The 22,551-nt window shown below is 48.5% G+C and carries 20 protein-coding genes; 6 read left to right on the forward strand and 14 right to left on the reverse strand.

Annotated features, from left to right (window positions below):
• Positions 1–72: 72 nt before the first annotated feature.
• From AB1656_13480 to AB1656_13530, 11 genes are all read right to left on the reverse strand, one after another.
• The gene (locus AB1656_13480) at positions 73–306 is read right to left on the reverse strand and encodes a hypothetical protein (GenBank protein MEW6236393.1); all 234 of its coding nucleotides are present in this window, start codon (positions 304–306) and stop codon (positions 73–75) included.
• A 241-nt stretch (positions 307–547) separates the two neighbouring features.
• A complete protein-coding gene (locus tag AB1656_13485) occupies positions 548–1,450 on the reverse strand; it encodes a formylglycine-generating enzyme family protein (GenBank protein ID MEW6236394.1) in 903 nt (300 codons plus the stop codon).
• A gap of 28 nt (positions 1,451–1,478) precedes the next feature.
• Entirely contained in the window at positions 1,479–1,877 is a 399-nt protein-coding gene (locus AB1656_13490; GenBank protein ID MEW6236395.1) for a response regulator transcription factor, read from the reverse strand.
• 149 nt (positions 1,878–2,026) lie between these two features.
• Entirely contained in the window at positions 2,027–2,677 is a 651-nt protein-coding gene (locus AB1656_13495; GenBank protein MEW6236396.1) for a response regulator transcription factor, read from the reverse strand.
• 57 nt (positions 2,678–2,734) lie between these two features.
• The gene (locus AB1656_13500) at positions 2,735–5,251 is read right to left on the reverse strand and encodes an ATP-binding protein (protein ID MEW6236397.1); all 2,517 of its coding nucleotides are present in this window, start codon (positions 5,249–5,251) and stop codon (positions 2,735–2,737) included.
• A gap of 1,069 nt (positions 5,252–6,320) precedes the next feature.
• A complete protein-coding gene (locus AB1656_13505) occupies positions 6,321–7,820 on the reverse strand; it encodes a sulfatase (protein MEW6236398.1) in 1,500 nt (499 codons plus the stop codon).
• Positions 7,821–8,197: 377 nt separating this feature from the next.
• The gene (locus AB1656_13510) at positions 8,198–9,340 is read right to left on the reverse strand and encodes a SpoIIE family protein phosphatase (GenBank protein ID MEW6236399.1); all 1,143 of its coding nucleotides are present in this window, start codon (positions 9,338–9,340) and stop codon (positions 8,198–8,200) included.
• The gene (locus AB1656_13515; protein MEW6236400.1) at positions 9,337–9,714 is read right to left on the reverse strand and encodes a response regulator; all 378 of its coding nucleotides are present in this window, start codon (positions 9,712–9,714) and stop codon (positions 9,337–9,339) included. Before AB1656_13515 ends, AB1656_13510 begins: the two co-directional genes overlap by 4 nt.
• A gap of 10 nt (positions 9,715–9,724) precedes the next feature.
• Entirely contained in the window at positions 9,725–12,646 is a 2,922-nt protein-coding gene (locus AB1656_13520; GenBank protein ID MEW6236401.1) for an ATP-binding protein, read from the reverse strand.
• Between the two features lie 284 nt (positions 12,647–12,930).
• Positions 12,931–16,044 carry an ATP-binding protein gene (locus tag AB1656_13525; GenBank protein ID MEW6236402.1) on the reverse strand — a complete coding sequence of 1,038 codons (3,114 nt, stop codon included), beginning with the start codon at positions 16,042–16,044 and terminating at the stop codon, positions 12,931–12,933.
• 351 nt (positions 16,045–16,395) lie between these two features.
• The gene (locus AB1656_13530) at positions 16,396–16,989 is read right to left on the reverse strand and encodes a hypothetical protein (protein ID MEW6236403.1); all 594 of its coding nucleotides are present in this window, start codon (positions 16,987–16,989) and stop codon (positions 16,396–16,398) included.
• 214 nt (positions 16,990–17,203) lie between these two features.
• On the opposite strand from AB1656_13530, the gene AB1656_13535 reads away from it, so the two are divergent.
• A complete protein-coding gene (locus AB1656_13535) occupies positions 17,204–17,683 on the forward strand; it encodes a hypothetical protein (protein MEW6236404.1) in 480 nt (159 codons plus the stop codon).
• A gap of 263 nt (positions 17,684–17,946) precedes the next feature.
• On the opposite strand, the gene AB1656_13540 is transcribed toward AB1656_13535, so the two are convergent.
• Positions 17,947–18,402: a single-stranded DNA-binding protein gene (locus AB1656_13540; protein ID MEW6236405.1), complete on the reverse strand. Its 456-nt coding sequence runs from the start codon at positions 18,400–18,402 to the stop codon at positions 17,947–17,949.
• Positions 18,403–18,674: 272 nt separating this feature from the next.
• Here AB1656_13540 and AB1656_13545 point away from each other — a divergent pair, with 272 nt between their 5' ends.
• The 4 genes from AB1656_13545 (at position 18,675) to AB1656_13560 (ending at position 20,214) form a co-directional block, all read left to right on the forward strand.
• Complete coding sequence (locus AB1656_13545) at positions 18,675–19,034, forward strand: hypothetical protein (protein MEW6236406.1); 360 nt, start codon at positions 18,675–18,677, stop codon at positions 19,032–19,034.
• A gap of 85 nt (positions 19,035–19,119) precedes the next feature.
• A complete protein-coding gene (locus tag AB1656_13550; protein MEW6236407.1) occupies positions 19,120–19,353 on the forward strand; it encodes a hypothetical protein in 234 nt (77 codons plus the stop codon).
• Positions 19,350–19,673, forward strand: a complete 324-nt coding sequence (locus tag AB1656_13555; GenBank protein MEW6236408.1) for a hypothetical protein — start codon at positions 19,350–19,352, stop codon at positions 19,671–19,673. Before AB1656_13550 ends, AB1656_13555 begins: the two co-directional genes overlap by 4 nt.
• A gap of 100 nt (positions 19,674–19,773) precedes the next feature.
• Complete coding sequence (locus AB1656_13560; protein MEW6236409.1) at positions 19,774–20,214, forward strand: hypothetical protein; 441 nt, start codon at positions 19,774–19,776, stop codon at positions 20,212–20,214.
• Between the two features lie 76 nt (positions 20,215–20,290).
• Here the strand turns inward: AB1656_13560 and AB1656_13565 are convergent, their stop codons facing one another.
• Positions 20,291–21,082: an SEC-C metal-binding domain-containing protein gene (locus AB1656_13565; GenBank protein ID MEW6236410.1), complete on the reverse strand. Its 792-nt coding sequence runs from the start codon at positions 21,080–21,082 to the stop codon at positions 20,291–20,293.
• A gap of 877 nt (positions 21,083–21,959) precedes the next feature.
• Here AB1656_13565 and AB1656_13570 point away from each other — a divergent pair.
• Positions 21,960–22,256, forward strand: coding sequence for a hypothetical protein (locus AB1656_13570; protein MEW6236411.1), 297 nt, complete (start codon positions 21,960–21,962; stop codon positions 22,254–22,256).
• Between the two features lie 29 nt (positions 22,257–22,285).
• On the opposite strand, the gene AB1656_13575 is transcribed toward AB1656_13570, so the two are convergent.
• A partial coding sequence (locus tag AB1656_13575; GenBank protein MEW6236412.1) for a WD40 repeat domain-containing protein occupies positions 22,286–22,551 on the reverse strand: 266 nt, incomplete at its 5' end.

The raw sequence follows: 22,551 nt of genomic DNA on the forward strand, positions 1-22,551 counted from the left end.
TAGCGTATCATGCAAAAATATATTCAAAGGCCGATTTTGTTCGATAAATCCGTAATCTTCCGGCAAATACAACTAATACTGGTACGATAAGCCTGTATTCATCGGAGCTTGTTTCCCAGGCGCAGGTTTGGGACAGTATGAAATATTCAGTCCGGTAATCTCCGCCTCATTCGCGTTTCCTGAAAAGACGCCATCCTGGTTGGCGTCTGCTGGGTCAGGCGGCATAAGAATGTACTTGATGGTTTGGTTTTCGGTAAAAATCAGGAATATTCCAAGTAATTTTTCCGTCAGCGATGACGCCGTCATTCAACGCCTGAAGAATCGTCCAATCCACCGGGGGTGTTCGATGACGGTAACAGGACCGGGATCGCTCGTTGCATAGATCGAGACAGTAATTTGAGTTTCAGGCAGAAAATACGCATTGATCGCACCTATCGACCATCGTTTCGCTTGGACGTTGCACTAGATGGTCATTTCGAAGAAAAAGAAAACCAGAATAAATATGATAAACTGAAACCCGGCTTTTTTCATGATTGCTTCCTGCCTATTAATAAAGAGAAAAGTTGTTCACGCATGAGAATTCTTCGTATTCCCTTACAAGACGAAAACCTATATGGGGAACTTGGTAATCGGGGGTGCAGAAATCGCAGCGCCGGTCCGCCGATCGGCAACCTTGAGCATACCCAAGAGCGCCGCCTCCGCGCACTACGCGCACCGTACCGGTTTTAGGACCGATGGGATCCACTTGAGGGCCCCGATCCCATGGTTTTCCCCACCAATCCTGACACCATTCCCACACATTGCCATGAATGTCATAAAGTCCCCACGGATTAGGAAGTTTTAAGCCGACGGGAAGAGGACTTTCTTCCTCCACAGTATTTCCTATATACCACATATACAAGTCATGAATCGGGCTATACTCTTCCAAGTCGTCTGTTTCCAGTACATCGCCATAAAAAAACCTCGTCGTTGTGCCGGCTCGGCAGGCATATTCCCATTCCGCTTCCGTCGGCAGCCTAAATTTCCCGATCCCCATTGCATTTACCTTTTCGATAAGTTTCTGACAATCATTCCAACTTACATTATTAACGGGGATGTCCTCGCCTATTCGACTAGCTGGATTGGTTCCCATTACGGCTTTCCATTGCGCTTGCGTCACTTCGTATGCGCCGAAATAAAACGGATGAGTAATCGTAACTTCATGCTGCGGCCAATCAGCATCAGGAACAGCTATTGATTTGGGATCGCTTTTGCGTTCTTCGGCTGACGATCCCATCGTAAACTTCCCCGCCGGAATAAGAACCATTTTTAACGGTTTTACCTCTTCCGCCAGATTGGGGATTTTCACTGTGATGGTTTCGAGCGCCGGTTCGATTACCTGCGAAAAACAGACGCCGCACATTCCAAAACTCAACGCCAATCCGATTTGTAACCGTCTTCTCGCTTTCATAATGCTCCTCCTATTTCATATATGGAATTTATAATTCATGGCTTGTTGTACTTTCAAACCATTCATTGCGCATGACGTTTTCTACAGCAACTTCTAGTTCTTGATCCACAAGATGCTTGAGCAGGTAACCGGACGCTCCCGCTTGCCGCGATAGCGTCACGAAAGCCGGATCGGGATGCACAGTAAGCATGATGATCTTGCAGTCCGGCAAACGATGATGGATGATGCGCGCCGCTTCGACGCCGTTCAGGCCGGGCATGGAAATATCCATAAACACTAAATCCGGATGGAATTGTTGCGCCAATGCAATCGCTTCCTGACCGTTTTTCCCTTCCCGAATTTCGACAGAGCCAAGTTTCTCTTCCAGTAAGGAATGCAGATAGGATCGGAATTCATCGGCATCATCGGCCAATAAGATTTTCATCATTCGTTCCTATCTCCGTATTGTATGAATCAACAGTGTACAAGAGACGGACGTCCTGTATATTCTGAATTTCAAGGAAATTGGATTCGGGGAATTCGAGGAATCGGGATCATGGAAAGTCAGGAGAGACCATCATGGAAAGCAGGGATCAATCAGGATTCGAATGATGTCAGCCCATGCCGAATTGCGTATTTGGTGAGCTCGGCAATAGTATGGATGTCCAGTTTTTTCATGATATTTTGACGGTGCGATTCGACGGTGCTTTCACTTACGCAAAGAAGGGAGGCGATTTCCTTCGTGGATTTCCCTTCCGCGATTTGTTGCAAGACATCTCGCTCCCTAGGCGTCAGGGGATTCGGCGAACAATCGGCGAGCGAAGGTTTATTTTGCATGAATTTGAATACGGAATCTACGACGGATGGAGAGAGAAAAGTCCGATTTTGGGCGACTGTGCGGATGGCATCGATGAGTTCGTCGATCTCACAGCTTTTAGGGAGATATCCCGACGCTCCCGCCTCGATCATCCGCGCCACTAATTCGTTATCCGCGTGAACGGACAGCGCCAGCACCTTGACTTTCGGAGAAAGGATCTTGATCTGTTGGGTCGCCTCGATTCCAGTCATATGGGGCATGCTGATATCCATAACGACGACGTCGATATCCTGTTTTTGAATCAAGTCCAACGTTTCCCGCCCATCGCTTGCTACAGCCACCACATCAAAATCGGAATGTTTCTCCAACAGAGCGCGAATGCCATCGCGGATTACGATGTGATCGTCCGCCAATAAGATTCGAATTCTCATATCGCGTCTCCTTGGCATCCTGCCAGTATTCAACGAATAAATCCGAAGCGGCAACGTTTACAAGGGAATTGTCAAACGCGCAATCGTTCCTTGCATGGGCATCGATTGTATATCTAACCCTCCGCCCATCCGGGCGGCTCGCTCCCGTAAACCGAAGAGTCCATAACCACCTTGATCCGATATACTGTTTAGGGCGACCTCGCGGGTAAATCCAATCCCGTCGTCGCTGACTTGAATCCGGATGAAATCGTTATCCCATGTCAACGAAATCTCTACATGCGACGCCTGCGCATGTTTGGTAATGTTCACTAATAATTCCCGCGTAGCGCGAAAAAGAAAATACCGAAGTTCTTCCGCTAACGACTTAGACTCGCCCGATTCGCGAAAATCGACCGCAAATCCATGATGTCTCTGAAATTCTTCGGCCAATTGCGCAATGGCCGGTCCGAGACCTGCTTGATACAGAAGAGGAGGGCAAAGTTGATAGGTGAGATCTCGAGTCGATTGAAGAGTAAGATCAAGCCGTTTACGGATCCGCGACGCTTGTTCCTTAATTTCTTCTTCCGCTCTTACTTTCGCCAAAGAAGACAGTTCTAACATCGATAGCGATAAGGATTGGCTGATGCTGTCGTGCAAGTCCGACGCCAATTTTCGTCTCTCCCTCTCTTCGATCAAAAACAATTCAGAGGTCAGAGCTTGCAGTTTCTCCCGATGGGCGAGCAATAGCTCGTTGGCTTTCGCCAGATGATCCGTTCGTTCCGCAACCAATCGGGCTAAATTAAAATAACGGGATCCCAGAAGAGTCAGCAGCGCAAGGATGACGATCGCAGCCAGCGTCACAATCAGGATAAAGGCAGGTTCTTTATACCAGGGAGACAAAATTTCAAATTCCCAGACGGCTGGCATTGCAGATTGATTGTAATTCACATCTATGGCGGTTACTTCCAGCCGATGATGGCCCGGTTTCAATTCGGAAAAGGAAGCGAAGGCGTTATAAGAAAATGACGACCCGTCTTGCTGGTCCAAGCAATACGAATACTGCAATTTTTGCGCGTCAGCGTATTTCCAGCGATCCTGAGCGGTGAAGGTAATGCGGACATTTACCTGCGGTAAAAATTGATAGTTGTTCTCTTCTTTCGGAATGGAAACGATGGGTGGATCGACATCGGCTTCTGGACAAAATAGCCAATCGCTGTTGCGCGAAACCGCCCAAAGGCGTTGTTGTTGGTCAATAAACATGGATACATACGTAGACGAAGGAAGGCCTTCTTTATAATTGTAATAAACCCATATGCCATTCTTCCAGCGATAAATTCGTTTTCGTGTTGCCGCCCAGGCGCTGCTATCCTGCGTTTCTACCATCTGCGTGACGCCGACATCCCCGCTGCAATCCAATTGTTTTTTCCATTTTCCTTGATTATATTCATACACGCTATACCCAAACCCGGCCCAGATGGTTCCATCCGACTTTTCCAAAAAAGCGCTTCCCGGCCTGTCCGCGTCGTACTTCTCCGGCGGTTCTATCGTTTGGAAACTACCTTTTCGAACAATCCCATAAGGACCTCGATAAAAATTTAATAGCCATATGTCGCCAGAGCGTGTGTAAAATACGCGCGTTTTTTCATCGAGGCTGACGATCCCTGCCGAATCAACAATGCGCTGGTATGTAACGCCGTCAAATTGTTCCAACGAATACTCATTTGTTTGCTTATCTTTACTGAGAAGGTATACCGTCCGATCCGGTCCGGGAAATCCGTTTACAAAAATCTTGCCGGGGCGCGTGACGGATTCGATAAGATCGGCGGAAGCGTCGTATGCGATTAATTGGTTCTGGCTCGAATCGTAAAAATTCTGATAAAGATATAGAATAGTGCGTCCATCTGCTAAGGGATGACATTGCAAATCGATGTTGATGTTTTGAAAATCCTCGATATGTTCCATCGTTTTCCATTCATATCGATGAATCTCATCCCCTCGCCCGCGAATTAGTTGGCCGGGTTTCGCCAACCAAAGATATCCCTGTGCATCGCTGCCCAATACTTTGTCATAACCGTGGAATTGGGGATTCAATTTCGCCGGCGGCTGCCATAAAGGGGGTGCGTGACGCATCAAGCCGCCGATCGTGCCAATTAATGCGACGTCGTCTTTGCCAATAGCAGGACGCCACAAAGTCAATCCTAAAATATCGTTACCTTCGATCGTTTTGACATCTTTTCCCGGTTCCTGTAAATAGACCGATCCATTAAGCCATCCTGTGCTCCAAATCCGTCCGAGAGAATCGGCCCAACTGCTGCGGAGATGAAATGGATAATCTGGAGATTGTTTTTCCCAGCGATCGCCAAAAAATCGCATCAGAGAATAAGAAATCGGCTCGGCGCTTTGATCGGCGGCCAGGACATAGATTTCCTGATCCGAGAGAACAATCGGATTATCCTGCAATCTTCTGTGATCCGCATCACCAAGTGGGAAATCCCTCCATGTCCAGCCGCCATTCGCATCTCGAGCGAATCGAAGAATGCCTCGGTCCCCGAATCCCCAAAAGACGCCTTCCGTCGATCCTTTGTTGATCGACAAAAAGGACTCGTAGAGGGTATCTTCTTTCCGAAGAATATCTTGCGATTTTCCTGTTTCGAGATCATGTAAAAAAAACTTTTCATGATTGGTCATAATGACATGATTGGGTTCATAAAATTCGAAACAACTCGTATCCCAGATGGGTATTCCCCACAAATCCCGAATCGGGAACTTTCGCCATTGTTTCGTCGGGGGATCATATTCAATCATGCCGAAAAAATTTGTAGGCATAATTTGCTCTTGATCGTTGTACACAGACCAAATGCGTCCCTGCGCATCCTGTTGGATAGCGCCCAAGCGACAATCCGTTGAAATTTCCTTTACTTTATAACCGTCATAAATAAATACAGAATTCTGATTGTGCGCAAGCACATTCCCTTTTGGAGTAAAATTCACCGTGAATGGCAATGGTATCTCTGGAAAATAACTCCAGACAGCCGGGTACTGGGCGTGAGAAATGCGCGATGCGAAGATCTGGATCATCAATAGTAATATGTATTTGATTCCTCTTTCCATGAATCTCTCTTCCGAAAAAAAAATTTTGAAGGAATAAAAACCGCCCCAGTCCTCATCCAGACTTTCCCCGTTGTTTTATTATGACGGCGTAGAATCAATTATACACAGATGAAGCGGGATTGTCGGCGACGGTTGATCTATAACTGCGAAAAATGCCAACCCCGGTCCAGCATGAGTAGTTCAGACTTCCGGCTGGGATTAGTTTAAGGAAATAAATCTTGGCAAGATCGAACTCAAGCAACCTGGGGAATAAGAAGTAAAAATCTACCTCAAAGACCCCCAGAACTGGAAACCGATGAACCTGCGCTTCGTGAAACTCACGAAAACAGATTCGCAACCTCTGCACTCACCCATGCGGATCATTACGATCCCAATGGTAAAAAACAAGAATTTGATCGATGAAACGATCTGTATGGCGGTCAGGCGCATTCCTATCCTGCTAGGCCCTAAGAGAAGATATTTCCCTTCGTGTTCTCTCTATAAGGATTCAATCAAAAGCAGATTGCTGCGCGGTTAAATTCTTGCCACCCGTCAGGATATAGACAGAGCCGTTTCATTTCGGCGGATACGCCGATTCCAGCGTTCCGCCGGTCAGTCGGCGCATGCCCTGAAAATCTCTTTTGGGCGGATCGAATTCGGGCATTTCCGCGATGACTTTTTGGGCGTATGTATGCAGGCGCTTCACCATATCAGGATGATCCTCGCTGACGTCGCGCTGTTCGGACGGATCGGCTTCCATGTCGAAAAGCATCATGGCTTTGGGACCGTCGCCGCCGATGACGCCGGGGTAATCCGCCGGGCGCGCTTGCTCGAACTGAGCGACCAGGGTTACGCCGTCCGGCCCGCGCGGGTCGATCCAATCGTCTCCCCGGTTGGGAACGCCTCCCGGATTGATAATGTGCAGTTTCCATTTGCCGCTGCGAACGATGGCGAGGTTTGCGCCGCTCATCCCGATCACGGCTTCGTGCGGACTGAGAGCATCGGGCGACGTCAAAAGCGGCCAGATGTCTTCGCCGTCGATAATGCGGTCATTGGGAAGATCGACGCCCGCCAGTTTCAGCAGCGTCGGGAACGCGTCAATGTTGCCCGCGACGGAATGATTAACGATTCCCGCCGGGATTTTCCCCGGCCAGCGCGCGATGAAGGGAATCCGCAAACCGCCATCCCAAGTTTTGGCTTTCATGCCGCGCAGGCCTCCCGCGCTTCCGCCGTACCAAGGTCCATTGTCGGAAGCGAAAATCACCAGCGTGTTTTCGTCGGCGCCCAGTTCTTTTACGGTTTGCAGTATTTTCCCCACCGAGGCGTCCAGTTCGCGGATAACGTCGGCGTATAAATCACTGGGGGTGTCGGGAGTGTAAAACTCTTCGGACGCGGCCAGCGGTTTATGAGGCATGGCGTGAGGCAGATAGAGGAAGAACGGCTGATCCGCTTGATGACATCGCCGGATGAAATCGACCGCGCGTTCCGTGTAGCGTTTTGTCAACGTGGGCTGAAACACGGGATATTCTACGATGGTTTCGTTTTCGACCATCTGCACGGGGCGCATATCGTTGGAATAGAGGATGCCAAAGTATTCGTCGAATCCCTGACGGCGGGGAAGAAACTGCGGCTTGTGGCCGAGATGCCATTTTCCGATGCAGCTGCAAGCGTACCCGGCGGTTTTGAGCGCGTCCGCGATGGTGATTTCCGAAGGATCGAGTCCTACATCGTTAATCCCTGCATCAGGCGATGGGTTAAAAACCACGCCGTTTCGAAAGGGATAGCGCCCGGTCAATAAACTCGACCGCGACGGAGCGCAATAAGGAACGGGGACATAAACTTGCGTCAATTTGACGCCTTCGCTAGCCATTCTCGACAGATGAGGCGTCTTGTACGGCAGTTCGAGCGAACCGAAGCCCTCGATGTCGCCGTATCCCAGATCGTCGGCAAGAATCACGACAAAGTTGGATTTCTTACCGCTCGCTGTCCAGGACGGCGATGCCGACAGAGCGGCCGCCGCCAATCCGGTTCCAAGCAATTCCAGAAAATTTCGCCGGCTGGATTTACGGTTCATGTTATCCATCCTTTTAATGGAAACAACTATATTCTAGTTTAATGTCCCAATAATAACTGACAAAAGTTTTGTTTTTCTATAAGGTATCCTAATAATGCATCAAGGAGAAACTTATGAAAATTGGTCGTCCCAAGACATCCTTGACAAGACTTAAGAGTGACGTTTATCCTTAAACAAAAATCCACATTTTTACGACCGCCGTTTTTACTCCCTCCCCCTACGCACTTTTCAACCGCCGTTTACAACATTTACGCTGCGACTGATTGGCACTAATAGTTTAATCACTTCCACCAATGCCAGTTCATCTTGCAGACGCATCATGCAAAGGGTATTGGAGTTTTCCGCTGTGCTTTCCAACGCACCAAATGAACTTGAATCTATTTGATTTCCACTAGAGCCAAGGTTCGATCGTCTTCCGGTTCATCGGATCGCAATTCATCGACGATTCGGAACACTTCATCCAAAAAATCGACGGGGCGAAAACGTATGTTTCGTTCAATGATTTCCTTGAATCGTTCTTTTCCTAATAGGAGGCCGCTATGATCAATCGTCTCAGGAAAACCATCCGTATAAAGAATAATTCTATCGCCGGAAGAGAGTGGAATTTTCGATTCGGCATTATCGCTTGTTAATCGCATAGGAAATCCTATGGCGGGGACATGGGAGCCAATCGATTCCAAGACATGATTAGCCTGTTTCCAAACCAACAAATCGGGATGACCGGCGTTGCATACCGTCAGCGTCAGCGTTTCGACGTCGATGTCGGCGAATACCAGCGTTAGAAACATTCCCGTATCGCCGATCGTCTTTAATACAAAGCGATGGAGATGTTCCACGACGTTAAAGGGCGGCCTTTCTTCTTCCATGCGTTTCGTCAATTCATTTTGCACTAGATTGGCAACCAACGCGCCGGAAACGCCATGTCCGGCGACGTCAAACAATGCGACGGCGATATGATCCTCGTCATACGTATGAACGGTTAGATTGTCTCCGCCAATTTCAATTAATGGCTCGAAGCGGTAATTCATAACGAGTCTAGGATTGTCGATGGGTTTAGGAAGCAGCGTTTTTTGAATCATGCCCGCCAAATGCAGGTCCGTTTCCATTTGGCGCTGTTGTTCCTTGACTTTTTGCTCCAATTGCGCGGTCTTCATTACTCTCTGTATGATGCGCAGCAGGAAATCGTAATCGATGGGCTTCGTGATAAAATCCGCCGCTCCCTCTTTCATCGCCTTTACGGCGTAATCAATGGTGCCGAACGCTGTCATGATGACGACGGGAATATCCACATTCCGCTTGCGCAATTCTTCCAACAATTCCAGCCCGCTCATTTCCGGCATCATCAAGTCGGAAATGATGATTTGGGGCGCGTTATTTTGCAGTAGATTTAAGGCTTCTGCGCCATTGGGCGCATTCATCGTTTCGAAACCTTCCAATTCCAAATAATCGCAAAGATTCAACCGAATATCTTCTTCATCATCAGCGATTAATATGAGATAGTCTTCTTCCAAATTCGTCATGATATATTTCTCCCTTGCAACAACCGATTGATAAGATTCAACAATTCGTCCTGATCGTAAGGCTTCAATATCAGCGCGTCGGCGCCATATTCATCGACTTTTTCGCGGGTTCCTTTCTGCGAAGAAGCGCTGACCATGACGACTGGCGTCAAGGGATATTTTTCTTTTAACTTTTGAAGCACTTCGAGGCCGCTGATTCCCGTCAGTTGAATGTCCAGCAGCGCCAAATCCGGCTTTTGGGATTCCACGCTTTTCAGCGCCTCTTCCCCCGATAAATGCACGCAAACGGTAAATCCTTCCAGCTCCAAAAAGTCCGCCAAATTGTAAGCCAAATCCTCTTCGTCATCTACAACCAATATAGTGGCTTCGGACATAATCGACTCCTTATGCGCTTTCGATAGGCAGCGTCATGGCGAACGTCGCGCCTTGGTTTTGTTGGCTTTTTACGGCAAGTTTCCCGCCGTGCATTTCAATCAATTCTTTCACAATCGCGAGACCCAGACCAGAGCCTTTCGCCATTTTTTGCGAGGCGTGCGTACGATAAAAACGGTCGAAAATCTTTCCGCATTCTTCCGGCGTCATGCCGATGCCCGAATCGCGCACCGACAAGATCATGTGTTGTTTGTCTTTTTCTAAACGAACTTCTACTTGGCCTCCCTCCGGCGTGTATTTGATGGCGTTGCCTATCAATTCGCCCACAACGCGCTCTATCTTGCCTACATCGACGTGAATGGATTGTTGATCTTCCAAGCTGCTGGAAAGCAAAGCGATTCGTTTTTGGGTAGCGGCGGGCGCGTTTTCATTCAGAATGCTTTTAACAAGCGTTCCTAATACAATATCCGTCTTATCAAGGACGACGCGGCCGGTTTCGATGCGGTTGAGGTCGAGAACGTCATTGATCAAATGATTCAAGCGGTCGACGGAGCGCAGCGCGCGTTCGAGAACGTTATGCTGTTTTTCGTTCAAACCGCCGCCAACGCCGCGAATTACGTTGTCCAGGCTGCTCTTGATCGCCGTCAGCGGCGTCCGCAAATCGTGCGATGCTTGCGAAACGAAAGCGGATTTCATCTGGTCAAGCTGGATCAGCTGGGCGTTGGCTTCCTGGAGTTCGGCGTTCATGGAGTTTAGCTGCGTGTTTGAGATTTCCAGCCTCTGGGAGTACTTATTTAGTTTTCGATGCCTGTTGATCGCGATTCCCGCAAACAGTAGAACCAGGATCGAACTGATACTAATAATCAGCATCACTTTCGGATCGCGATACCAGGGATACAGGACTTGGAATGCATGTATGGCGGGGCTTTCGGATACATTCCAATTCATATCCATCGCCTGCACCTGAAAGGTATGTCTGCCGGGCGCAACCGCTTTGAATGCGGCGACGTTGCCACTCTTAAATTCCGACCAATTCCCGTCATCGATGCGGTAAGAATACAACAAGCGTTCTTTCCGCGTTTGTTTCCATTTATCGATGCCTTCAAACACAAATTGGGCATTGCCATCGGAGGTGATGGTTTCGCTGTTCTTGCCTTGAACCATCCATACGATTGGCGGCGAAGCATCCGAATCGGGATTGAATTTGCTTACTCCCTTTAGCGTACCCACCCATATATTGCCTTGGCGGTCTTCATACAATCTTTGAGCGTTATTGATCGGCAAACCATCTTCAACGGAATAGCAAATCCATGCATTGGATTGGTTGGGATTGTAACAATGAACTCCATTTTTCGCCGCCACCCATACGCGTCCCTGGCGGTCTTTGATAATATCCCAGGCATAATCGACGCCCTCCTTGACAATGCGCCAGGCGCTTCCATCATACTCCGCGACTTCATTCGCTCCCGCACACCAAATCCGGTGGTTGCCTATATCCAGCAGTTTGAAACCGCCCGTTCCAGGAAAAGTCCGTCGATCGTCAAAAAGAACGGTTTCTCCGTTCTTTCGGCGCAACAGTGGGCCAAAAGAATGCCACAATCCCATCCAAAGATCGCCGTTATCCGTTTCGATTATACTGGTTATCAACGGTAACTTGCGATTTGAGGTGATCTGCTTCAAATCGAGGACGGTTATAAACGATTCTCCATCGTATCGGTATACTTTCTTATTTTGTTGAGAATTCACATCAAAAGAGGTTACCCAAATTTTCTTATTTTGACTAAAAAAATTCTCCAATCTTTCTTCCGATGGATGCAGCCAAGGACTAAAAGTTTTCGCAGCTGGGTCGAATAAATAAACGCCGGATTTCACCGCCGTATTAAGTTCGATCGCAATTTGATTGTTGGGGAAGGCAAGTACGTTTTCGGATCCTGTTACATAGCCAAAATATGCAGGGTCCGCTTCATAGACGGCGATTTTATTGTTGCGATAAGAAATTAAGCGATTAAAATTAGATATCCAAATAGTTCCATGATCGTCTTCGGCGATTCCGTTTACGCCGCTGTCAATGTCTTCTAGCGCATTTGGAGTCGACCATAGCGGTTCGGCATACCGTACCAATCCAAGATCGGATCCGGCAAAAAAACGGGTATCCGATTCGAACGCAACATCCCAAAATAAAATGGGAAAAACGGCGGTTTCTTTGGTTCCGTCTTGAATAATGGTTTGCGAGTAGTCGGAATACCAAAGACGATTCTGGGAATCTTTCCATCCAAACGAAGTGTTGGTTAATTCCTGATCGACGATCTTCGTCCAGCGATTCTCGCGAAATTCTAATAATTGCGTTCCTGTACTATGAGTTGCATCGTGGATAAAACTTTTTGCATACAATGTTCCATCACTGCGCTCGATCAGATGATAAAGATAAAAGGTAGACTGGATAAGTTCGTCAGCAAAAGGATATTCCTTCCATGTCCAACGAGGGGAAGTTTGCGATGCATCCCAATATCCTTTAATCGCCCCGCCGCCGGAAGAAATCCATATTCCATTGTCTCGCGCCAGGTAGATATTTCCTAGAAAGTGGTTGTTGCCAAAGAGACTTGCGCGATACTCCCCCGAAAATGCAGGCATCGACCAATCGAACTTTTTCGCCATCTCCGTATCGGTCGCGCTGAGAATTACATCCAGGGTTTTCGAATCGGGGCGATACGAATACACCTTATCGAAATAGGAGAAGACCAATTGCCCGCTGGGATGACAGACAAATCGCCCCTCGGGTCTGTCGCCTATATAACTTACTCCTACTTCCAATGTGCTGTTTTGAATCCGTTCGGAAAAAGCGGGGATGGGGAAAGGCTCCCATTCCTTGCGGGATTTATCCAACCGCTGAAATCCGAGAAATCTTCGTCCGGATTTTAGTTTGTTGTCCGTCAAATAACTCCATATTGCACCATCAGAATCTTGCTGAAAAAAAGCTAAAAAGTAAGGAGCCGGAAACTTCGCGACTTGATAGCCATCCAATAGGGTAAAATATTCGCTTCCGCCAGTGGCTATCACGTTGCCTAGCTGACTAACATGGACATAAACATTAGACGTTGTATTTAAACCGTCTTCCTTCGTCCAATACCGAAAGTAAGGATCGTCGCTTGAATAAGAAGCGATAGGGGAAAGCCCTATTACGGAAAACAATAAGAGACGATTTATAAAATGTTGACGCATCATTCTCCTCCGATTGGAAGAAGCAATCGAAACTCCGTCCCTTTCGCTTCTTCACTTTCCACTTCTAGGCTTCCCCCATGCAACTCGACCAATTCCTTCGCAATCGATAGCCCCAATCCCGACCCTTTGGCGAATTTCTTCGAGGCGTTAGTACGGTAGAAGCGTTCCCAGATTTTGGCGCATTCTTCCGGCGTCATGCCGATGCCGGAATCGCGCACCGACAAGATCATGTGTTGTTTGTCTTTTTCTAAACGAACTTCTACTTGGCCGCCCTCCGGCGTGTATTTGATGGCGTTGCCTATCAATTCGCCCACGACGCGCTCTATCTTGCCGACATCGACGTGGATGGATTGTTGATCTTCCAAGCCGTGGGAAAGAAGTGCGATTCGTTTTTGCTGGGCGGCGGGCGCGTTTTCGTTCAGAATGCTTTTAACAAGCGTTCCCAATACAATATTCGTCTTATCAAGGACGACTCGCCCGGTTTCGATGCGGTTGAGATCGAGAACGTCGTTGATCAAATGGTTCAGGCGGTCCACGGAACGCAGGGCGCGTTCGATAACGCTATGCTGCTTCTCGTTCAAGCCGCCCCCGACGCCGCGCATTACGTTATCCAGACTGCTCTTGATCGCCGTCAGCGGCGTCCGCAAATCGTGCGAGGCTTGGGAAACGAATTGCGATTTCATCTTGCCCAATTCGTGCAGTTGTTCGTTAAGATTTTGAAGATGTTCGTTAGATGCTTGGAGTTCTTTTTCTGAATCGTGAACTCTGACGTATGCATGACGAAGCTGAATGTGCCGCAAGATCGAGATGCCGAGCAAGAGAACAATGACGAAGGAGCCGCTGATCGCGATTACTATGAACATAGGTTGCGCATACCACGGCGTCACGACGGAAAAATCGAGCGTTGCCGGAATGGGATCTTTATTCCAATTCCGATCCATGGCCCGGACTTCAAACCGATGAGTTCCCGGCGTCAAACCTTCAAGCGAGGCGAGAGTCTTGGTCGAAAACTGCGTCCACTCTTCCTCATCGACGCGATAGGAATACATAAGATGTTCTTTGAGCGTGAATTTCCATTTATCCATGCCTGTGAAGGCGATTTGAACGTTTTCGCCCAGAGGAACATCCGTCAGGCGTTCCTTATTCAGAATTTTCGTTTCGGGCGGGTCTTGATCGGCCTCCGGATTGTAAAGGTAAACATCTTCATCTCCCGTTTGCGCCCAAAGTTTCTCTTGTTGATCCTCGATAAGGCCCGTAAAACGTTTTTCCGGGAGACCTTCTGGACTCGAATGAGTGACCCAGATCCCATCTTTGTAACAATGTAGATTCGGTCCCGAGGCGACCCAGATGCTTCCATCTTTTCTTTCGACCATAGAAAAAATGCTCTCGCTGGCGGGAGACGAAATTATCATGAATTCTTTCCCGTCATATTCCGTAATTGCTCCCGCGCGTTCGCCGAACCAAATCCGCCCATCCCGGAGTTGCAAAAAAGACATCGCTCCCTTCCGCGTATAGCCATCCTTCTCGTCAATCAACCGCCATATCCCATTTCGATACAGCCCCATTCTGTCATGTGATGAAATCCATAGATCGTTATTTGCCGCTTCGAAGATTAAGTAATAGATTCCAGGCAAATCGGTAATTTCTATCTGCGTTTGAAATCGTTCGCCATCAAACGTTTCAACGTATCGAGACGAATTTTCCTTTCCTGTCACCGCCCAAACCGTTCCATCTCGATTCGGGTAAAGATAGAAAAACGTTCGCTGGGTTTGATGATGCTCGCGCAATATTCCCGTTGCAGGATCGAATAAAAATAGTTTTTGGGGATTTTTGAGATTAAAAAATACAATCCGATTGTCTGACAACTGCGCCGCGTTCACTTCGTAGAAAGATCCAATCGTATCATCGAGGGCTTTTTCAAGCGAGAATTCATGAATCCCTTCCTTATCCAAAAAAGCGAGAGATTTTTCACGACCAAACCAGAAACGGCCTTGACGATCCTTAAAGAAGCCTTTTATCGAAATGTCTCCGCCCAAGAGATTTTGCGCCTGCTTCCAGAGAGGAGGAGCCAAGCGCGTAAGCGAATTACTTTGACCAATCCAAAATGCATCTTTCTTATCAAGCGCGAACGATAAGAAATAGCCCGACCATTCCCAGTCGCCGCATTCGATCTGATGTTCTTCGCCCATTTCTTCATAGAAGAGCGATCCATGATCGTTTGCATAACGAATCGACCAGAGCCGTTGCTCGCTGTCCCGCCAGCCGGCCAAGACAGGATTCTCCGAATACACTCGCTCGATGCGCCAATCACCGTCAAATCGAAGAACGGCGGTTTGCGACGATGACTTGACGGCTGCAACGCAATAAATTGCCCCATCGTCTGTCTGCGTAAGCGATTGAATCTCTTGGGCATTGATCAGATTTCCAAATGGGAATTTTTCCACATTCGTTGAAACCGCCGAATCATTATCAGGTAGATTGAATTTGATGAGACCTTTTGTACCTGCCGCCCAAAATGCGTTCTCCCCCGCGGCGGCTATTTCACTGAAAGAACCAATTGCCATATCAGTCGCGCTGAGAACAATCGACGAACGGCCGGTTGCCGCATCAAATTCCATTTGACGGTCTGGAACTAAGACAACGACTCGGTTTTCTCTTCGGGGAACGAGTAACTGGCGGGTAAGAAATCGGTAAATGAATAACATATTAGAGATATAATGCATTTCGCTATGGATCGATAGGTTCAGGCCGCTCTGTTCATACCGCGTCCAACGATTATTTTTATATTGATAAAGGCCGGTTATGGCATTGTATCCTTCGTCGGTAGCAAACGTCCAAATCGATCCATCCGGCGCTTCGTTCAAACGCACAAGCGCATTGGGCATGGGAATATTCGTAACGCGATACCCATCTAGGATGGTTATTACGCCGACAGGCCCGTGGTTGACATAAACTTTCCCGCTCGGCCCAACCGATATCCCCGTTGAAAAGGATTCCCCAAGACCATCCTCAACCGTCCAATAACGAAGAATAACGGGATCCGGCGCTCCATGAATAATCGCGCAGGAGAAAATGAAACTCATTGTCAAGAAAGAAAATCTAAAACGCTGCATCGGTTTTTCTCCCAAATTACGGAATAACCGCACAAGATCACCGGGATGATTATCTCAAAAATAAAAAGTGAGTCTACTTGAGGATTAAATCTTGAAGATGCATGAGATTGCTAAATAAAAAACAAGGAAGACATTATTCTACCGAACGTCTATGGATTTTGCTGCGGTATGCCTTGCGAAAACGACGGTTAAAAATGTCGCGAATATTTAGACTTGGTTCCTTGGGCGCATTCGCGAAGACAACGCGTTCGCGAAATTGAAATCCATGCTCGCCCTTCTTGGGGATGATATCGCCTATCACCTTTCAGATTCACGCCATGCCTGGCATACATAACCACATATGAATTTATCTTAGTATTCATCTGATTCATTGATTTCGATAATTGCGATATGCCGGTTATCGGGCGCGTTTCGAATTTCAAGATACAGGCATGAACAGATGCTGCAACGGTTAAAAATAAAGAATTTTTGGCAACTGAGCACAGAATATAACGAACCGACGATTTCGGCATCGACGGGATCGGCGGTTGAATCCAGGAGAACGTTAATATTGTATTGCCCCAGTTGCGAGACGATTTCTTTTCGAGTGTTTTGAATCCAAAGAGTTTTGTCGAAATACGTCTGGGCGATCGACTGCTTTTCGGCATTTGACCATGGGCCTTTGATGAGGGTCTTTATGGTATGCTGGATGTTTCCCAGCCGAAGACGCCGTAGGCCGTGCTTATATAAAAATCGACTGGCTTTTTCCCAATCGTCAAAAATCCCGATCGGTTCAACGGAATTTTCGGGATTCGCGGCGACGCTTTCCAATTCCGTACGCCCAAAATTTCTGCAGACATAAGCGAAACAATGTGAAAGCAAAATCAGAACAACCAACAGCCCGATCAAAGGAAGATAACCTTTTGCCTGGTTAAATTGCGGGTCTTTGGGAAAAGTCAAGTTCATGATTCATCTCCTGCAAGACTTGTTATTTGGGGGATTCCGCTGGGATTGAGAATTCTTTTGTGAAAATTTCCCTTCTATGGAGATGTATGGGAATGGATTGTTTTGAACGTTTTTTTTGAGAATTTCACGCTTGCTAGTTTGAAAAATGTTTCAAAACTGCTTTTCAACTCCCTATTGGTTAGATACGATTTTTTGGTTAAGGGAGATCAACATCATGCCGGATTTGCGGTTTTGCGAAAGATTTGGAATGGAAATGGATTGCGAGCAATGCCCGGAGCCCTTCGAAGCCTTCGTGCGAAAATGGGTTGATTTGCATGGAGATGGGGAAGCCCAGACTCGAGAAGAAGAGGATTTTGACGAAGACCCCCTTTATACTGCCATTACGATCCATTGCCCGGAATGCCAACGAACAATCATTTTAAGGAATGACTGGGCCAGGGATGACGACGAGATCCTATTCTTCATGAATATGAATTGCCCGGAGTGCAAAAAAATTGTTGGCCCATCCCCTGAATGCGAGGAGAATTTGTTCGACATAGAGTACCCCTGTCCGGAATATGAGGAAGAAAATGACGATTCTGACAGCGAATCTAAAGAAAGTGCGGCTGATTTACATAGTGAATGTTTAGAAAGTGATGGCGGCAAAGAGAATAACGCCGACATTGAATCCGCCGATGATGGGGATATTTCATGAGAAGACGCCCAAAGCGAAGCGCAAACGTTCGGAAGCGCGGAGCAAGATTGGGATATGGAATCGATCGACTTGGGGGATATTTCCGCGGATTGGGATGTTGACGGCTCGGACGATTCCGACGCCGGGGGAAGGGAATGAAAAATCAGCGAGCGAGGGTCGCCCCTCGGCTCGCCCGGTCTGGCGGGGGGATGGATTAGAAGCGAGCCTTGCGGAACCACAGGCCCCAAGCGATCAGGACCAGCAGCGCCGCGCCCAAGGGATGGTTAATGACCCACAATTCCAGGTCCGTAAAAATCTCTTCCAGCGCTCGGCTGGCGCATAGGACTGGATGCATAGGCGAAATCTCCTTTCTGCATAGGATTGGGTTTTCCACTCTCGCCGCTGCGGCCGTATTGAGCGGCGCCGGTGCGAAGCAGATGAAAATCCCTCGCGTCCACCACGACCTCGGTGGCGTAGCGCATAGCGCCGTTGTGCTCGTAGGAGCTGGTAATGATTCGGCCCCGCAGTTCCACGGGCTTGCCTTTGCCCTGCGCCGCCAAAAGCTCGCGCAGTTTCTCCGGCGCCCGAAAGATGACGCAGGGGACGAAATCCACCTTCGCTTCCTGGGCGGCGCTATCGTAGCCGCTCGGACAGGCCACGCTGAATTTGAGAGTTTCCGCTTCCTTGCCGAATACCACGGCGTTTTGGGCGAGCCGCCCACTGACCACAGCCACGTTCATTGCGTTTCAACCTCCTCGCTTCAAAATTCCATCCCGCTCGACCGTAGTCTCTTCGAGACGTACTACGGGGAAGTGGGAATTTCTATAAATAGATTTCGGAACTGGGACCTATAGATCAAAGACGCCGAGACGGCGGAATGCGCTTCGATGGAGGCGACTTGCGACCTCCATCTTCGCCAAGGAGGTCGAATAGAAAAACGCAATGAGGTGAAACCATGCCAGCAGAAAACCCAACAACAACGGAACGAACGGAGAATATAAAGAGAGAGGGGATGTTTAATCCGAATCCTCCCATCCATGTAGTGGATACGGAGAACATCCGGGCGTCGATTTTTAAGAGATCGTATCGGGATTCCCAGGGAGAAAAGCATAATACGTTTGCGATCTCTTTTGGCAGGCGCTATCAGAAAGACGGCCTGTGGAAGACCTCTTCTACCCTCGATCCCCATCAGGTGCGAATCGCCATTGCCGTATTGCAGCAAGCCGAAGCCTTGTTGATGAAAAACCGCGCCCTCCCTTCGGATCCGATTTCCGGATCCGAGGCCTCTCGGGAGTTTCGCGAACAAGAAATGCAGGATAAATGCCGAATGGATATGCTGTGCGATGTAAAAAAAGAAGCTCTTGGAGAATAAGTGGGCGAAGTTGATCGCTGCGGCGCGTGGACGGCGCATCGGTCAATTTTTTTTTGTCTTATTATGTCCCAGCGGTTAGCGGGTGATGTCTTACCCCCGAGTGAACGAACTGGGCCAGCGGATTTGCTCGCTGATCGATCAAGCGGCGGAATGTGGATTTTTTGTTTACGCATCGGAGTGTTTGGGGTTGCTTTGGGGACTGGCCGATCCGCAATACGTTATTTATTGGGAGAGAATGCAGCGATTGCTACGAGAAAACCAACCGGCGCTTCTGGAGAAGAGAAGCGCCGTGAGCGTTCTTGGAGGGGAAGGAAAATGAAACAAAATTTGGATGCATATTTGGAAGAAGAGTCGGGAGCGATTTACAAAACCTGCATCGATTCTTACCGGGTCCCTTTGCGATCCGGCTGGAACGATTTGTATGATTTATGCCGATACGCGGGTCTGCGCGAAAAAGTAGAGAAACAAGTCATTTCGCATTTCCATGACAAATTAGTGCGAAAAATTCAGCGAGGCGAAACCGACCGCATGCAATTTGACCAAGAACTATTCGATTTGCTTGTTTTGCGCAGAGCCTTTGGGCTTATCCGGCGATTTTATCGCGCGCAAGGATTGGAGTTTTTATTGATTAAACGATAAGAAACGATTTTCAAGAGCGGAGCTATCGAATCGAGTTTTTGATGAGTAGTATGCCTTTCAAAATGCCGCAATGATTCTACTCATTCGAAAGATCCGAACCATGCAAACCGAATCCCAGCTGATCGAGAAAATTCGCAAGATCAAAGCCCTGTTCGAAAGGGCCGGAACGGAGGGCGAAAAGCAAGCGGCGGAAGCGGCGTTAAAGCGGGTGCAAGAAAAGCTCGCCTCGCTTCAGAAAACGGACCCGCCCATCGAAATGAAATTCATGTTGGGCAATCACTGGTCGCGCCGCTTGTTTGCGGCGTTGTGCCGCCGCTATTCGCTGCGGCCGTACCGCTATAGCGGTCAGCGCCATACCACGGTCATGTTGCGGGTTCCGCAATCGTTTGCGAACGAGATTTTATGGCCGGAGTTTTTGGAATTGGACCAGGTATTGACGTCCTATTTGGATTCCATAACCGATCGGATCATTTCCGAGGAGGTGTATGGCGTTGTGGAAGAGGCGGAAGAAGTGTCCGAAGCGATGCGGTTGCCAGGATGAAGCCGCGAAGCGAAATCATCGCCAGCGGCGCCAGCGGGAATTTTGCTATATGAAAAAAAATCAACGCCCAGCCAGCTCACGATTTCCCGCAGCATTTTTTGTATTTTTTGCCGCTGCCGCAGGGACAGGGATCGTTGCGGCCGACCTTTTCTTTTGGTAAGCGATCGAATGCAACTGACTTTGGCTCAGACGCAACGGAGGGAGAGATTTTTCGCTGGAAATTTTGCATCCGTTCTTGTTTTCTTTGTTCGCGAATCTGCTCCAGGTTGGCAAGTTCGGGCAGTTCCATTCCCAGAACGGCGGCGACTACTCCCAATTGCTCCTCGAGCGTTGCGATCATCACGTCATATCCCTGGCGAATTTCCCGCCAGACGATTTCCATCCCGCGTTCCGATAACAAATCGCACAGAGAACCGCATAAAATGATGCGAATGGCGGGATCATTCTCCGATTCCAGCAGTTGAATGATGGTTTGCTCGGATTCTTCGCGCTTGAATCTCCCCAGAAAAGACGCGGTATAATTGCGAAAATTCCAACTCTGCCGGGCGAAAGTTTCACGGATCAGCCGAACCGCCAGCGGATTTGCAATTTTAATGAGAGCCTCGCTGGTTTGTTCCAGCATAAAATCCGTATCGATTTTGTATTTGTCTACCAGGATAGGAACGGCGGCTTGGAGTTTGCGCTCTCCCGCCAATAGGATAAGAAAAATTTCCAGCCATTCTCCTTCCACTTTCGAGGAACCCAGCCATTCGCAAATCCTCGCCTCATCCGGTTCGCTATGACGGGCCGCAGATTCGACCAAATCCTGCGCGTAAGTGAAATCCAAGTCATCGCAATCGTCTTCCCGTATCCGAGCGGAAAACTCCACGAGTTTTTCCCACAATTCGCGTATAGATTTTTGCGCGAAATTTTTTCGGCGGCGGAGACGTTCTTGCGTGCCGCTGGACACGGACTGAGTATGGAGAAATCGGACGCGAGTTCGAGCGGAATGCGCGCGAGAATATTATTCAAGCGACAGACGATATTTTCGTCCGTTGCTTGATTTAGTTTTTCGAATACGATCGGCAGCGATTTCGCCGTGACGGCAAAACGATCGGCGTAAGAGAGCAGATATTCATTTTTTGCGCCGGGGTATCTCTCGCAGGCTTGCAAAATCAGAGGAATCAAATCTTCATCCTGCGACCAGCAACCGGAAAAATACCGGACGGCTTCCCGGCGAACGGTTTCATTTTCGTGCAAGAGAAATGGTTTGAGTTGGTCTGGAGTTCGCATCCAAGAGTCTTCCTGTTTTCAAATTGCGCAAATCATTTTTACGGTTGTACATCATAAAAAAATTTTCCTTTTATTCTGAGACCGATAATCATTCCCTCTCTAAAAAACAGCAAACGTCATGGAGATGAATTGCTATCGCGTTTCACCCAAACAGGGACAAAGACGCAAATTTTGCATCGATGATTTCAGATGCGAATCGCGCGCGGCATAACCGCCAAAGAGATGGACTCCAATTCAACGCGGTTTTATCCCGCACGAATTTCATGCGAAGATGTTTTGCATACGCCGCATCCGACCAATCGAGAATAACGATTCCGATTCACAAGCCGTTGCATTTTTTGCCTTACCCAGCGAATTGTGCTGCGGCTTGGTTGTGCGGGATTGGGTTTTGTTTATCGCTCGTTTTCACCTCATCGCCCTTGGACGTCTCGAATGACGAAGACGCCTGCGGGCGATTTAAGAGGTGAAAACGCATGAACCAAAACAAAACCACGCAACCCCTGGTAAAAAGCCGAGCCGGAAGGTTCCAGATCAGCGTTTGGCCGCGCCAAATCATCATCAAGGACGGCTCGTTTCAAACCGATCGGGTAATCGACGCCTCCCGGGTTTGCATCCAGTTCGGCGCGTACGATCGGCAAACCCGGCAATGGAACAATCAGACGATCTGGTGTGGGGCGGATGACTTGCGCAGTCTTTCCGCCGCCCTCGATCGGTTAAATGGATTGGAAGAGCCCCCCGAATCGGGGGATTCTTCCGCTTCAGACCGGTGACTTCTTTTTTGGAGCCAGGACTTATTTTCTTATGGCAACGCATGCAAATCCCACAGCCGCACATAACCATCCCGATCGGCTGTTGCGAGCGTAGAGTCATTGGCGGAAAAGGCCAGCAAGCGAATCCCCTCGATGGGCAAGCGATGCGATTGCATTATTTTTCGCTGTGACAAATTCCAGACGCTGACCGCGCCGCCGCGATCTCCGATCGCCAGCGCATCGTCTCCCATGACGGCGATATCCAGAACGGCGCCGCTGGGATTTTGAAGCCGGAAGAGCGGACGGCCATCGGTCA

It is taken from the genome of Candidatus Omnitrophota bacterium (assembly GCA_040755155.1).
In the GTDB taxonomy this organism is placed as follows: Bacteria; Hinthialibacterota; Hinthialibacteria; order Hinthialibacterales; family Hinthialibacteraceae; genus JBFMBP01.